The following is a 14,505-nucleotide window of genomic DNA, read 5'->3' as shown; positions in this document are numbered from 1 at the left end:
AGTTGAGCTGCGCGAGGGCTGAAGGGAAAACTTTCATCTGAAGGGGAGGAACGTGCATCCCCCTTTTATCTTCATCTGCCAGCCTATCTTGCGCAGAAAATCCACGGGAGAGATCTTCCTCCCCTCCGCCCTGGTTTTCCCAGCCTTGAGGGCTTGGAGAACAGCCTCCCGGCTGGCTTCCTCCACCTCCACCAGCGTGTAGGCTTTCCCGATGGTCTCGGGGATATGGGAGTCGCTCCCCCCCACCTGGGGGAGGCCCAGTTCCCTCGCAGCCTGCACAGCCTTCCGGATGGTAAGGGGCAGAATGGATGAGGCGTTGATAGCCTCCACGGCGTCAGGCTTCAGCCGCCTAATGGCCTCGCCGTTTAGGCTTCTCTTCAGGAAGTTGAAGGGATGGGCCACCACCGCCACACCTCCCAGACGGCGGATTCTGTCAACGGTGTCGGATGCGGGGAGGCCTTGTGGGATGCGCGCTGAGACTCCTAGGCCTAGGATGTGGCCTTGGAGACTGGAGACTTCTATGCCTTCGAGAATGAGAATGGAGGAGTGGGAGGGTATCTCCTTTAAAGCATCAACGGTGTCGTGGTCGGTTATGGCTATGCCGTCCAGTCCCGCCTTCTCAGCGGCCTCCACGGCTTTTTTAAGGGTGATGACACTGTCCCCCGAGTAGACTGTGTGAACGTGGAGGTCGAGTTTAAGCTGCATCAGCGTATCTTGCTCCCTGATTTCACAGCCCTGTCCGGAGTCAGCAAGGCGAACTTCCCCGTGCCGTCGTCGGCGGCCAGCACCATGACCTCAGAGTGGACGCCTAAGATTTTGACAGGCTGAATGTTAGCCACCACCGCCACCAGCCTATCCCTCAGCTCCTCAGGCTGGTAGCACTCGCCCAAGCCGGCTGCCGCTGCTTTCACACCCTCCTCTCCTAGGTCTATCTTCAACCGGAGAAGCTTCCTCGACCCGGCTACCGGTTGAACATCGACGATCCGGCCTACCCTCAAGTTTAGCCTTGAAAGCTCCTCCGCTGAAATCCTTTCCTCCTTTTTCCCAGCCTGCTCCAGTTCTTTCAGCTTTTTCTCCACCTCCTCCAAACTTGTCTTCTTAAAGAGAACTTTAGGTTTGCCCAGCTTCTGCCCGGAGGCTAGTTCTTTCCGGAGTTCATCCCAAAGTTTCCGGGACTCCCCCGGTTTTACTCCGAATTTTTCCAGAAGCACATCCGCCGTGGAGGGAATGAAGGGCTGTAGGAGGATGCCTAGGGTTTTCACAATCTTGGCAGCCACGTAGAGGGTGGCCGCTGCCTTGGAGGGCTCTGTTTTCACGGTTCTCCAAGGTTCTTTGTCGTTGACGTACTTGTTGGCTTTCCGGGCGAGGTCCATGACGGTTAGAACGGCGGCTTGAAGCTTAAACTGCTCCAAGTTTCTTTCAAACTCTTTCTGCGCTTCTTTGGCAACCTTCAACATTTCCCCGTCGTAGATGTCCAAGGCTTCAGGGGTAGGAATTTTTCCTTCAAAATGCCTGCCAATGAAGGTCAGCGTCCTGTGGACCAAGTTTCCGAAGGTGTCGTTGAGGTCGGAGTTAACCTTCTCCAAGAAGGTGCTCCAGGAGAAGCTGGTGTCCTTGACCTCAGGCCTTATGGAAATGAGGGTGTACCTCCAATAGTCCGCTGGGAACATCCGCAGCGCCTCATCGATCCAGATGCCTATCCGGCGGCTTTTGGAAAACTTCTGCCCCTCGAACATCAGGAACTCCGTGGAGTTCACCGTCCAAGGAAGGTTGTAGCCTTCCCCCGAAGCCAGAAGGAGCGCAGGGAGGATGATGGTGTGGAAGGGAATGTTGTCCTTCCCGATGAAGTAGACGGTTCTGGCCTCCGGGTCAAGCCAGAAATCCCTCCACCGGTCCTCCTGCCCCAGCCGCTGGAAATGCTCCAAGGTGGCGGAAACATATCCCAAGACCGCCTCCATCCACACGTAGATAGTCTTACCCTCCGCGCCTGGGAAGGGAGCGGGGATACCCCACTCCGTATCCCGGGTTATAGGCCTAGGCTTCAAGCCCTCCCGGATCAGGTTCAGGGAGAAGTTCCGGGCGTTCTCAGGCAGGCGGGGATTCTCCTTGACATAGCTTTCCAGTTGATGGGTAAAGCGAGGCAGGTCGAAATACCAGTGCTTGGTCGTCTTAGGGCTGGGGGTTTCCCCGCAGAGGGCGCAAACCGGCTCCACAAGCTTGGAGGGATCCAAAGGCCAGCCGCAGGCGTCACACTGGTCTCCCCGGGCGGCTTCGAAGCCGCAGCGGGGGCATTTCCCCTGAATAAACCTGTCCGGTAGAAAACGGCGGCAGCGGGGGCAGTGGGGGAAGACCACCTCCTCAGTGAAGATGTAGCCGTTGGAGTAGATTTTTCTGAAAAAATCCTGGACGAACCTGATGTGGACAGGGCTCTCCGTTCGGGTGTAGTTGTCGAAGGAAAGCGCCCACCTTTCAAACAGCTTCTTAACCTTCCGGTGGTTTTCGTCGGTGAGCTTTTTCGGGGGAATCCCCTGCCTGACCGCCTCCAGTTCGATGGGGGTTCCATGCTCATCCGAGCCGCTGACGAGGACCACGTCCTCTCCCTTCATCCTCAGGTATCTGGCCGCCACATCCGCGGAGAGAACGGAGCCTATGATGGTCCCTAGGTGAGGCATGTAGTTGATGTACGGCCAAGCGGAGCCGATCATCCACCGGGCCAGGTTTCATTCCCCCTCAACGGTCGGAGAAGCCTCCACCTAAGATAGAAGGAAACCTACTTTTAGTGTTTCCCCTCCCTTGAGAAAAAGGCAACCCTTCAACCTTCCCAAGTCAAAGCCAAGACAGTCATGTCCGCGGCTATGAGAACCCTGTACAAGGGGCTGAGCCTTCGGAAGGCTTGAGGATTATTGCAGCGTAAAACCAGATAGAACAGAGCCGCTCTGAGGCTTAGGGGCAGCACGGCGAAGATGGGAAAAGCGGGTGAAAAACTGAAGACATGGTAGAGAGCCGGATATGCTGCCGCAGCGCCCAAGACCATGGCCGCGAGCACCCGTCTGGCTCTGTCGAATCCCAAAGCCACTGGGAGAGTTTTCTTCCCCCCTCGGAGATCCCCCTCATAATCACCCATCGACCCCATCACTGCGCAGGTAGCCAGCAAGGCTAAGAGGGAAGCGAAGACTAGGCTGTCGAAGCCGAGGCTCCGCGCCATCAGCGACGCCATGACATAGGGAGCCGCAGAGCCTGAAAGAGTATAGTATGCAAACGAGCCTAAGGGGCGATTTTTGAAAGAGGGACCGTAGCTGTAGGCTAAAACGTAAATAAAGCCGAAAGTCCCCGCGGCGAGGAAGTAGAGGAAATCCAGCGCAAAAGCTGCAAGAAGCCCGCCTCCGAAGAGGAGAACGAACAGCGCCTGAAGGAATCCCCGCGACACCCTTCCGGAAGGCAGCGCCCTCCCAGGGACGTTCACCCTGTCCACGGAGCAATCGGAGAGGTCGTTGACCACGCTGGAAGCCATGTGGAACAAGGCCATGCTCAGGGGGAAGAGGAGAAACCTCCACAGCTCCGAGGTCAACCCTACCAAGACAAGAGAGGCAGCTGAAGAGGCCGCGCTGGGCAGCGTCCGCTGAACCCTCATCGTCCCCAGCAGCAAAAGCAACGGCAGACCTGGCTTCAATTCCCACCAGCACCTAAGGGTTAAGACCTCGCTTTAATACATTATCTCACTTCACAAGGGATTCCAAAAAGGCAGATTCGCAACTCAAAATCAAGCGACAAGAATTAATTTTATGATGAAAGCTACTTTTTCTAGTATCTGGCAGAATCCGTCCATCCTCAAAGAAACCTGCCGTATCTATACCCCTAAGCGAATTTCTGGTATAAGGCAGCCCCTTCTAGGAACATTCGAAGCTGGAAAAACTTCCAAAAATTATTCCTATTTTCAGGATACTCGGTTAAGCGTTGGTTGGCGAACATGGCTAAGGGTAGCCCTGTTACCACCGAGGTTGCTTTATAAGCTATTTAACGCTACATCTAAAGGATATTGTTAGCCGTACTAAAAAAATATTCGGATCTAATCTTTTATTTTTAACTAGTTACCAGTTCGTAGTCTTCTTCAGGTAGAGAGGGTTTTACCGTCTAGAGTAGTTCTTTATATAATTTGAGGTTCATGGCCGCCGTTTTATCCCAGTCTAGGTTTTCATCCACATACTTCCTTCCTTCTAACGCCTTTTTCCTTGCATCATCATAGTTTTCGATTACCCACCTAATTTTTTTAACAAACTCTTCGACTTCATATCTGCTATAAAATGCATAACCGTTCACGATTTCTCTGATGGCCGGATTATCGGTCGCTACAACCGGTGTCCCGCACGCTAAGGCTTCAACCGTTACGAGCGAAAAACCTTCAGCATATGGCGGGCTTGAAACAAGAATTAAATGACATGAGTTATAAAAAATGCAAAGCTGAGTGTCGTCAAGATCTCCTTCAGCAAATTTAAACCTGTAATAGGATGGAAGTAATCTGACTATCCTTGGAATAAGACTAACCTTATAAGCTGCCCTCCTACCCACATAACCTATGGTTGGTTTTTCAGATTTTTCCTTTAGGATGGGTTTAAATTTTCTACAATCAACGCCATTAGGAATCACCCTAACCTTATCGGCGACGTTGGGTGCTTCCCTGAGTAAGGCTTCTCTAACGGCGTTCGTTGGGGTTATTATGGCCGCAGCCTTTCTAGCCGCCAACCTTTGGAGATAACCTCTAAACTTATACATTCTCATGGGCGCTACATCATGGAAGGTTAAAACAAATTTTTTCTCCGCCAAAGCCGGTGGCAACGCTGCTCTAAAATTTGCTGCATGTATTATCGAAGGCTCATCCTTCTTTAACTTTCTTAGTTTTAGGGCTGTTTTTAAAACCCAGATGGAGGTCCCAATCCAAGGTTTTCCGTCGTGAATAACTTTAACGTCGATAAATCGTTTAAGCCTTTCCACCACTTCCACGCTATATCTGTTAACGCCTCCCAGCGGCTTCTTAGGTGTATAGTGCAGTGTTAACCAGAAGAGGTTCATGGTTCCCCGCCATCACTTCTCCGGGAAGACATTAGACTAAGTTATGAATGCTTCACGATCAGTTAGTTCCCGCTTCTTCTAAGTATATCGTCGCTTCGACTTCGTCGCCAAAAACCACTGAAATTTTACTTAAAATTCCCATCAACATCCTCATGCACCTTCTGTAATACCAACGTGACTTCGTCTTTACGCTTAATCTAAACCCTTCCCTCTGTATAAACCTGTAAAGTGAAAACGGAGTGTAAATCCTTCTATGTCGTGCTGAAGGAGATTGCCCAACACCATAAAGCCAACTTCTCACAGCATTCCATCTATGAGCAGTTATTAAATAGATGGCAAAATAGAAAAGCGCTAAAGCGTTTGGCACGATTATCGTCACTTGCGTTTTAGAAACCCTCGTGAGTTCTCTCAGTAACAGTTCAGGATTACCGCTATGCTCAAAAGCATGAGTAATAAAAACCTTGTTAAAACTTTTATCTTGAAACGGCAAGTGGTGCATGTCGGCAACGACGTCAGGTTTAACCGTTGGGTCTATGTCAACGTTAACGTCCCCCTGCTTACTTCTACCACAACCCACGTCAAGGACTAAATTCTTACCCATGCTCCCTTTACCTCTATTTAATTAAAAATTTAAGCTTTTTAACCAGTAACCACCACGACTATCAATGCTTAGAAATAAGTAAGGCTTAAATTATCTCTCTACTTTTAAGTTCTGTTAGGTTCGTGATAAATTTGAAGGTTCTGCTTTTAAATCCCCGCCGCTTTCGACGAGGAGAATTCCTCTAGACACTTTATTAAAGTCGGTAGCCGTTGGAGCTTCAGTATCTTCTCGGATGAAAAATGTGAAACGGGCCATTACTGTCCATATTCTTTCTATCTTGGTTATGCAACAGCTTTGCTTAAACGTGATACGGACGCCGATGTCAAGGGTATCGATGGTGTAGCAATGGATTTAACACGTAAAGAACTTGTTAACGTTGTAAAAAAACATAACCCTGACCGAGTTTTAATCGAAACACCGACGATAAGTTTTCCCTATGATGTTGAACTTGCTCGAGAAATTAAGGAATAGGTAGGATGCTATATCGTACTTACGGGCACACACTCCTCGGTCTTCCCACGTGAAATCCTAGAAAGATATAACCACATAGATTTTTGCTTGATAGGAGAATATGAAGTTACCTTAAAAGAACTCGTAGAGACCTTAAGCAAGGACGGTGTAAATCGGCTTAAGGAGATAGACGGCCTAGCGTTCAGGGCTAACGATACCGTTACAGTAAACAGAAGAAAACTTCTGGAAAATCTTGACTATTTACCTTTTCCAGACAGAGATGATTTTCCCGTCGATAAGTATCATGATTTTGAAGTCGTCGGCTCTTCCTGCCCACAAATGTGGACTTCATGAGGCTGCCCTTTTCTCATGCATCTTCTGCGTACCTAGGCATGTAATCTTCGGGACCGAGAAGCCTTGCAGTTAACAAGACTAAGACAAAAAATGTAATGCGTCCAAACATTCCGAAGAAACCTGAAACTAAAACATCCATCATTGGCCGTCTCAACAGTCCATCCTCACCAAGAAAACTATGTTTTTGGCTTTAAACGTCGATAATCAACCTTTTGGGGCAGATATCTACCGTGAAAAAAGTTTTCTTTCACGGAGTATTTTTAACGTTAAATCAATTCAGGCAACCTTCAGTTTAGATGTGAAATTTATCTTTTCCCTTTTGTGTTTAAAAACTTTACAAAAATCGAAAATTATTATGCTGAGCTTGAGAACCTGTTGCGACTGGAAGCTTCTTGTTGCTGTTTTTCAAGAACCATTTTTGCAGATCCATAGACGGGAAAGCTAATTGTATGACTTGTTAGGGACTTGCGCCACACCAGTATAGGTGCTAGCCTCATCCCTCCAGCGGAAAGGTAAATAAGCTGCCCCTAGAAAGAGTTTTCCTGACGTGAATAAGACCGTCGTCATCGACTGGGAGGTCGTCGACAGCCATTGTCAACTCCTATGTCCTGTACCTCCTGAAGGAGTTTAATAACTCTGTCTTTTATCTATCGGCCTATCATGAGCCTTACATTCAACAATTATCTTCGAAATGTGTAAAGGAGCTTTGTATTCAGCATAAACATCTATCTGATGTTCAACTCCTGATCTACCTTGAAATTTCACATCATGCTTAACCTCATAACCTTTATGAGCAAATAAACGAGCTACCGACTTCTCGAGTTCGGCTCCTTTTTCATAAGTACTCAACATGCCTCATAAAAGAAAGAAAAAATAAACATAAAAATATGTCTCCATTCAGAAGTCGAATAAATTCAAGGAAAAGAAAGGTTGAGGAAGCCTACGACGCCTTGGATCAGCCTATTTTTTGAGAAGGTTCACTGTTCCTAGAGCGAGGGTTCCCGCTGTTAGTCCTACGGTGAAGACCACCAGCATCCCTGCGCCTACCATCATTAAAACCGAGGAGGCCAGAGCCTCCGCGAGGCCGATCAAACCCAGACTGGCAGCCCAAGGGATCAGTAAAGATTTAAGGCATCCGGTTTTCGGAACGGCACCCCAACGCCTCCTCACAGCCTTCACCAGCACCCAACCTACCGGGAAGAAGTATACGAGGCCTATTAGGGAGCTTGCAACCAGTCCAGTTGCCACTATTCCCAGTTCAGGGTTGAAGCTGAAAACCGAATTGACCGCTGTTGAAACGTGGAGAATCCCTAGAAGCGGTGTGATCAGCATCCTTCCCACCGTTTGCAGGGCGCTGTGGCTCCAGATCACGCCGGCCACCGTAGGACTCCAGCTATAATAGAAAGCGTTGAAGACCTCCATGAAACGGCTTCCGGCGAACGTTGAATAGACCGTGTTCTCCCTGAAGCCGCGGAGAAACTGAACCTCAGCTGCCAACTCCGACCCGTAGGTGGCGGTGGCGATGACGCAGCCTTTATCCACTACTTCAAAACCAGCCGGGGAACTCATCGCTCCCTGATACTGCTCGTTGCCTTCCCACCGAGCTGTGATGCTCCAAGAGCCGCCGGCATCCGGGACATAGACATCGGTGAAAGACCCGTCGGAAGCCGTGGTCACTGTTCTCTCCACGACCACGTCTCCAGCTTTCATATAAGCCAAGTAAACCTCCACACCCGGGACTGGGGGCGAAATCAACCCTGACACGGTAACCGATTCGCCTTTATCGATCTGCGTCGGGGAAACTGAAACGGTGATTACACTTGCAGCCTTGGTGACAGTGATCGTCTCAACGAGGCTGTCAACCTGAACTTCGTATACTCCTGCTGTGTCCCAAGTTAGAGTGAAGGATACAGTCTGCGATGCACCCCCAGCCAGCGTAACTTCTTTTTCAGCTTCAACCACTCCGTTGACCTTAAGTGTCACAGTAGCCGTGCCTGTTTCTTCTCCTATATTCACCACATCCACCGTGACGGTTATTTCCTCGCCTACCACTACGTCGACTGGGCTGATTTTGAGGTTACCAACCTGAAACTCTTTCGGTGGCGCCGGTGCAGATATGGTGAGGGCGTAGACTATCTCCTGCAGCCCCGAAGGCATGGTAAGCTGAAGTTGCCCCTCAGTCTTTTCCAAGGCCACGGGCACTTGGTTTAGGCTGATCAAGGTGAAGTCCCTTGGGAATGTTATGACGGCCTCTACAGGGGTGTTTACGGTCAGAGTCCATGTTCTACCTACGCGGCTTGTTAAATCCAATGTGTCATAGGTGATCTTCACCCTCCTCGCTCCCAACGTGTCGACTGTGACCTCGCCTTCAGAGAGGAAGTAATCTAACGGCAGCCCATCTTCGTCGGTAATGAGTAGGTTTTCAAAAGTGCGCCCGAATAGCGTAACGGTGATCCTCGGATAAGCCACGTCTACCTCGAGAAGGTATTCCACATGGACGAATCCATCGCTGTACACCGTCAACGTTAGGTCGACGGGACTGTAAGGCTCTTGAGCCTGAGCGGACGGAAGAGTCTGGACGGATAACACCAAGATCAGGAGGATAGTTAAGGAAACACTTTTCCTCATCAAGCTAGGCAAACACGTCACCTTCGCTAATTATTCCTGATTTTCATTTATTATTATTTTTCTATTTGATTAAAAAAAGGGACTTGGGGCTTGCCTGCTTCGCTAGGCGGACCTCTGCCTTGAGACTGCTCTCCAGCGCCCTCCGGCTGCCTTTCTTCTGCCTGTTTTCTAGCTTGCTCTATAAGTTCTTCCGCCTCCTCCATTATCACCTCAGCCTGCGCCATGAGGTCCGAGGCCGCATCGACGTCCCCTTCATCTATATGCTTCAAAGCTTCTTGGAGAAAGTCATAAGCTGTTCTGAGGGTGTTTTCGATTCCTGCAACATCCACGCCTCTGCCTTCCAAATCCGTTAACTTCTCCCAGAGAAGGGAGATGGTTGCATTAAGCTGCTTAAGGGCAGCCCTGTTTCTCATAATCTCCTCAACCAGTTCTCGGGCTTCTTCTCTCGCCTCCTCTCCTTCTTCCCTCTCCACCAGCTCTACGACTTGCTCCAACAGGTCTTCTGCATCATCTGCAAGGTCCTCAGCTTGATCTATAGCTTGGGACGCATCCTCAATTTCTTCTTCTTGCAGGTGCTCCACGGCTTGGGATAGGAGATCCTCAGCCCTCCTTAAAGTCTCTTCAATTTGGTCGACGTTTATGTCTTTGGCTCTGGCGTCTTCCAGCCTTTCCTTTAAGAAATCGAGCGTCGCGTTGATTCTTTCGATGGCGACTAGGTTCTCTGCAACTTCCGGTTTCGCTCCTCCGAACTCCTCGAGGCTTCTCTCAGCGTTCCTCCTCACATCTTCGAGTCCTTCTATAGCATCTTCGATATTCCCCGCCTGCAGAAGAGCTCTGACTTCCGCTACCCGGCTTCTAGCATTCTCTAAAGCCGCTTGAGCCTGTCTTATGCCCTGCTCTGCCTGCGGTGGAAGGACAGCCGGCAGCCTGCTGAGCACATCTATTCTCTCTTCCAGCCTTGCCAATCGTTCTTCGGCTTTTTCAAGAAACCTCTGAGCTTGAACTGCCTTGTTAGCTTTTATTATAGGTCGAACCTCTCCCATGGCTTTTGCAGCTGTACTGATGGCCATACCGATATGCCTCCCTGCCTCGTCAACATCCCCTGCTTCCACAAGACTTGCTCCCGTGCTTAAGATGTCCCTCGCCTCATCTATGATTTCCCAGATGGCTGAAACGTCGTATCCGAGTTCTTCAGCCTTGTCCGCCAAGCTGTCCAGCTTGTTGATGAAGGCTTCAGCCCGCTCTCTGGCCGCCGTCAACCCTATGGCTTCGTAGGCTTCTCTTTCCTCTGGGGTCTCAGCTTCCTCTACATCCGGCGCTATTTCCAACGACACTTCTTTGAATATTTGCATAGCTTGAAGGGCTACTTCTTTAGCTTCCTCATAGCGGGCTTCATCCCTCAGTTGAACGGCTGTAGCAGCCAGCGAAAGCCCCTCTTCATATTTATCTTTAGCAACATCCGGTATCGGTATTCCTAGGTCTTCAAGCCTGCTGAAAGCCGCTTCCACATAACTCTTGCTCGCTTCGAGGATTTCTAAAAGCTCATCAACAGCGATACGCTGGTCTTCTTCAGTCTGCGCCAATCCAACGGGAAGAAGGCTCGGCAGCGAAGAGGACATTAAAACTGCTAGGATGAGGAAGGTTACCCTATACTTTGCGAGCACCATTCTCAAATCACCTAAATTAGTTTAGGTCTTACTCACTAAATAGGGATGCTCTGAAACGGAGTGAAGACACTGTTTCACCTCGTTTCACCTTTAACCTCATACTTTGATTTAATCCGAATGAGGTTTCGGCCGCCGATTTTGAGAATTTCCGCCACACCCTCCCTTTCCAAGCGTTGCATCATTCTCCATACGGTGGTTTTGGGCAGCTTGAACCTTTTACGAATCTCCCCCTCGAAGGCTTCACCGCCGCATTCGGCTATGAATTGAACAGCCTCACGGTCCTCATCTCTAAGCTGGGGATTAAGCCTGAACAACTTCTCAACATCTATAGTTCTCCTTTCCCGCGAGACTTCTGCCGGCTTAGGTTTCTTCACAAGTCTGAAAGCCAACATAGCGAGAGCCACTCCTAGCGCAGAGATCCCGATCCACCAGTAAAGGATCCTTCCCCCTGCTAGTGTGGGGAGAGGCGTAGGAGTGGGTGTGGAGGGAGGTGGAGGCTTGGCGCTTTCAGCTGTGATCCCCGCCTTGGAGGCCAACTGCTCAGCCTTCTCGTAGTTACCTGCAGAGTATTCATCTTTTGCTTGCTGCAGGAGGATTTGAGCTTCGGCTAAACCAGAGGTTCTTCCCTCTTGCCGTGCATTTTCAACAGACGATTCACCCTCAACTATAGCTGCTTTGGCTTTTTTCGCCGCGGCCTCAATTTGGACAGCTAGGTTTTCAGCTTGGGAGGCCAGCTGCTCAGCTTCAACGTATTGCTCACGGCTGAAAGCTTCCTTTGCCTCTTGGAGTTTGGTTTCCGCGTCGGCGACGATGATGTTTTGAGCCTTTATTTCTTCAATCTTGTTTTCAGCTTCATTGATGAGGATGAGGGCGTGCTCTCTAGTTCCGGTGACTCCGACAACGTAGGTTATCTCTAAACGTCCAGCCGGCATGGTTAACAGGGTCTGTCCGTCGACACTCCTGATGGCCACAGGTGTCTGACTTAGGCTGATGATTGTTGCTCCCCTTGGCAGAATTATGTTGGTGAGAATGGGCGGCTCGAACTCGAGGACCCATATTCTCCCCGACTTGCTTGTCAGGTCGGAGGTGAAGTAGGTGATCTCCGCAGCTTCAGCTCCAAGCGTATCGATTATCACTTCCCCATCGATTCCTTCATAGTCCAGGGGAACTCCGTCCTGATTCACAATTATGACTTCTTCGAAGACATTGCCGAAGAGGCTTACGCTTATCCGTGGATAGGTTACATCCGTTTCGATGCCGTACTCGACTTGAACAACACCATCTCCGTAAACTCTCAAAACCAGCGTGGAAGGCGTGTAGGCTTGTTGAGCCAAAGCAAAGGGAAAAGCTGACAAACTGAGTAGCATGAGAAAGACGGGGACCACCCACACCAGTTTTCGGTCCAATGATGTTCTCACGACTTTTTTTGTAATACATCGTATAACATATCTATTTAAAACCTACCATGCGGATATAGCGTCTGAAGCCATTGTTCTAGGTCTCCTATCCTCCGAGAATCTGAAATTGAAGAGGCTCATCCGAAGCCATTTTTAATCTAACGCCCAGAAGACTCTCGAGGAATCCTCTCAGGAAATCCCGAGGCGGTAGCGGGGAGGCAACGGTGATGATGTCATTAGTTAGAACGTAGTTACCCCACCCCGTAATGGGTTCAACCTCCCTAAGCATTGCATTCCAATCCTTTCTTTTAATAGAGTCTTTTTTGAAAGAGTATTTGATGTAATTTTTGAAGCCTTTCCCTACTTCCCTCCCAGCTTTATATGGGTCATCTGCGTGCTTAAATATAATTTCAAAGCTTTTTTTGGATAAGGCCCCTACCCTAATGCCATGAAAGTGCCAGACACCCCTGTCCCACATGTAAAAGGAATATTTCAACCCTAATTCGAGACATTTGCTGACAAGATTCGTCAGGGAGTCGACATAACCGGATGAAACTACATCCTCAACTTGCCTTACCAGATTTTCATTCAACCTCACAGATATTATTCTCTTAACGATTCACTTCACCTCACGTTACCAGTCAAGAGTATCATCTCTTCCCAAACCACACTCGCCGAGGACAGGCGTCCGTTTTGCCCAATTTGGGCAAACATGCTTTTAAATATTAAGAGAACGACATATCTGGATTACTGCCTTTCTAAAAACCAGATATAAGAGACACGTTTGCGCCTCAACGAATAGCGAAGATGAGGAGTTGGCGGGCTCATGAACTAAACTTAACGCGCAACTTTAATACGGCCACCCATTTTTGTGGCCGTTTCGTCTAATAGCATCGAACAGAGCACTCTATTCTGTATTCTGTACCAGTACAAGATTTTTTAAAAAAAAAAGTTGTTTATGGGTTTGTCTGCGTACCTGTTACGCTTTCTTCAGCGTCCACTAAGCCGTAACCGTAGAAGTTGTCGAATCCGGAGCTGCCAAGGTCGTCTGCAGTGTCCCTTAGCAGAGTTCGAAGCTCACTGGGCTGAAGAGCTCCGTCCCCGTTTGAATCGTAGGCTGTCAGCAGTTCGGTTTGATACAGGACTAGGGCTATCGTGCCTGATACATGAGGTGTAGCCGCAGAGGTCCCGCTATGTGTTTCATAGGATCCGTCTTTCCAAGTGGAACGCACGTCGACGCCGGGGGCTGCAAGTTCAACCTCCTCGCCTTCTGAGCTCCATGTGGGTGTGCTGTCATCTTTATCTGTGGCCGCCACAGCGATTACGCTGGAATATTTAGCCGGATAGAGCACTTCGTTTGTGCTACCGTCACCGTCACCCGAGTTCCCTGCAGCCGCGACTAAGACCAAGCCCGCCGCATAGGCGTTATCACACGCATCATGAAGTGCCTGCGAATCGGAACTTGACCCCAGACTCATGGAAATCACATGCATACCGTTATCGACAGACCAGTCTATCCCTGCGATGACATCGCTGACGTATCCGCTTCCAGTCCTATCCAAGACCTTTACACCGTAAAGCCAAGCTTTCGGCGCAGAGCCTATAACGCCTATTTCATTCTCCACCGCAGCGATTATGCCTGCGACGTAGGTTCCGTGACCGTTGTCATCGTCCCACTTGTTTGGGTCCGGGTCTTTCCACCAAGGTTTGGAGACGAAGTTAACTCCGCCCTTGATATTTTCCTGCAAATCAGGATGATCTTTGTCGATGCCTGTGTCAAGAACTGCAACTTTGATCCCTGAACCCATGTTCGCCCCTTCGTCTGCAACTAGGTCGCCGTCCGTATCCCAAACTAGGTCAGCGTCTATTCGGTCAACGCCCCATTCTAAGGTTTCCGGAGGCTGTTCCTTTTCGCCTCCGCCAGCCCACGGCGGCCTGCCAACGACGATATCTCTCTCCACGTATGCGATTTTCGGGTTCTTCTCCAAAGCGTCCACGGCTTTCTGAGGCAGCAGAGCCGCTATTCCGGGGATTACGTCGTAGGTGTATTTTATGTTTCCACCATGCTGCCTAATAAAAGCCGGATCTGGTCGGTCTTTAAAGACGACTATAACCTGTATTTTCTCCGCGGGGTTCGTCTTCGCTGCAACGCCCGTTCCCACAACCAGAAGGCCGGCCAGCATTAGCATGGTCACCATCAAAATCGACGAAAGTATTTTTCCATTCATCAAACTCGCCTTCCTACTCTATACTCGTGAAGGGATTTAAATATTACGTTGTAATACAGCTGAACCCCAGCATAAGCCCGTCAAGGCGTTAAAAACAAAAACGAACACTTGGA

The 14,505-nt window shown here is 49.6% G+C and carries 12 protein-coding genes; 1 reads left to right on the top strand and 11 read right to left on the bottom strand.

Annotated elements, in window-relative coordinates; translation table 11 throughout:
- Window positions 1–33: 33 nt before the first annotated feature.
- From BWM17_RS04970 to BWM17_RS04950, 5 genes are all read right to left on the bottom strand, one after another.
- A complete protein-coding gene (locus BWM17_RS04970; protein WP_309492834.1) occupies window positions 34–705 on the bottom strand; it encodes a PHP domain-containing protein in 672 nt (223 codons plus the stop codon).
- On the bottom strand, window positions 705–2,705 hold the full coding sequence (gene metG, locus BWM17_RS04965) for a methionine--tRNA ligase (RefSeq protein ID WP_309492833.1): 2,001 nt from the start codon (window positions 2,703–2,705) through the stop codon (window positions 705–707). The genes BWM17_RS04970 and metG overlap by 1 nt, the downstream gene beginning before the upstream one ends.
- Before the next feature lie 107 nt (window positions 2,706–2,812).
- Window positions 2,813–3,670 (bottom strand): UbiA family prenyltransferase, encoded by an 858-nt coding sequence (locus tag BWM17_RS04960; RefSeq protein ID WP_309492831.1) that lies wholly within the window; start codon window positions 3,668–3,670, stop codon window positions 2,813–2,815.
- A gap of 461 nt (window positions 3,671–4,131) precedes the next feature.
- Window positions 4,132–4,998: a glycosyltransferase family 4 protein gene (locus BWM17_RS04955; RefSeq protein WP_309492830.1), complete on the bottom strand. Its 867-nt coding sequence runs from the start codon at window positions 4,996–4,998 to the stop codon at window positions 4,132–4,134.
- 127 nt (window positions 4,999–5,125) lie between these two features.
- Window positions 5,126–5,668: a methyltransferase domain-containing protein gene (locus BWM17_RS04950; protein ID WP_309492829.1), complete on the bottom strand. Its 543-nt coding sequence runs from the start codon at window positions 5,666–5,668 to the stop codon at window positions 5,126–5,128.
- Window positions 5,669–6,226: 558 nt separating this feature from the next.
- Here BWM17_RS04950 and BWM17_RS04945 point away from each other — a divergent pair.
- Window positions 6,227–6,472 carry a hypothetical protein gene (locus BWM17_RS04945; protein WP_309492828.1) on the top strand — a complete coding sequence of 82 codons (246 nt, stop codon included), beginning with the start codon at window positions 6,227–6,229 and terminating at the stop codon, window positions 6,470–6,472.
- A 627-nt stretch (window positions 6,473–7,099) separates the two neighbouring features.
- On the opposite strand, the gene BWM17_RS09675 is transcribed toward BWM17_RS04945, so the two are convergent.
- The 6 genes from BWM17_RS09675 to BWM17_RS04920 all read right to left on the bottom strand — a co-directional run bounded on the left by BWM17_RS09675 (window position 7,100) and on the right by BWM17_RS04920 (window position 14,392).
- On the bottom strand, window positions 7,100–7,324 hold the full coding sequence (locus tag BWM17_RS09675) for a restriction endonuclease (RefSeq protein ID WP_414641326.1): 225 nt from the start codon (window positions 7,322–7,324) through the stop codon (window positions 7,100–7,102).
- Between the two features lie 108 nt (window positions 7,325–7,432).
- Window positions 7,433–9,112, bottom strand: coding sequence for a CFI-box-CTERM domain-containing protein (locus tag BWM17_RS04940; RefSeq protein WP_309492827.1), 1,680 nt, complete (start codon window positions 9,110–9,112; stop codon window positions 7,433–7,435).
- Between the two features lie 41 nt (window positions 9,113–9,153).
- Complete coding sequence (locus BWM17_RS04935; protein ID WP_309492826.1) at window positions 9,154–10,767, bottom strand: hypothetical protein; 1,614 nt, start codon at window positions 10,765–10,767, stop codon at window positions 9,154–9,156.
- 74 nt (window positions 10,768–10,841) lie between these two features.
- Window positions 10,842–12,185 (bottom strand): hypothetical protein, encoded by a 1,344-nt coding sequence (locus tag BWM17_RS04930; protein WP_309492825.1) that lies wholly within the window; start codon window positions 12,183–12,185, stop codon window positions 10,842–10,844.
- An 85-nt stretch (window positions 12,186–12,270) separates the two neighbouring features.
- Window positions 12,271–12,756, bottom strand: a complete 486-nt coding sequence (locus BWM17_RS04925) for a hypothetical protein (RefSeq protein ID WP_309492824.1) — start codon at window positions 12,754–12,756, stop codon at window positions 12,271–12,273.
- 364 nt (window positions 12,757–13,120) lie between these two features.
- Window positions 13,121–14,392, bottom strand: coding sequence for a S8 family serine peptidase (locus BWM17_RS04920; protein ID WP_309492823.1), 1,272 nt, complete (start codon window positions 14,390–14,392; stop codon window positions 13,121–13,123).
- Window positions 14,393–14,505 lie beyond the last annotated feature (113 nt).

The organism is Candidatus Hecatella orcuttiae, assembly GCF_002009985.1.
GTDB lineage: Archaea > Thermoproteota > Bathyarchaeia > Hecatellales > Hecatellaceae > Hecatella > Hecatella orcuttiae.
Note: the sequence above shows the minus strand (reverse complement) of the source record. Positions and strands in the feature narration are given on the sequence as shown.

Excerpts from the sequence above, each read along its gene's own strand:
- BWM17_RS04950 (WP_309492829.1), bottom strand. The coding sequence starts at position 5,668 with ATGGGTAAGAATTTAGTCCTTGACGTGGGTTGTGGTAGAAGTAAGCAG.
- BWM17_RS04935 (WP_309492826.1), bottom strand. The coding sequence starts at position 10,767 with ATGGTGCTCGCAAAGTATAGGGTAACCTTCCTCATCCTAGCAGTTTTA.
- metG (WP_309492833.1), bottom strand. The coding sequence starts at position 2,705 with ATGATCGGCTCCGCTTGGCCGTACATCAACTACATGCCTCACCTAGGG.
- BWM17_RS04970 (WP_309492834.1), bottom strand. The coding sequence starts at position 705 with ATGCAGCTTAAACTCGACCTCCACGTTCACACAGTCTACTCGGGGGAC.
- BWM17_RS09675 (WP_414641326.1), bottom strand. The coding sequence starts at position 7,324 with ATGTTGAGTACTTATGAAAAAGGAGCCGAACTCGAGAAGTCGGTAGCT.
- BWM17_RS04920 (WP_309492823.1), bottom strand. The coding sequence starts at position 14,392 with ATGAATGGAAAAATACTTTCGTCGATTTTGATGGTGACCATGCTAATG.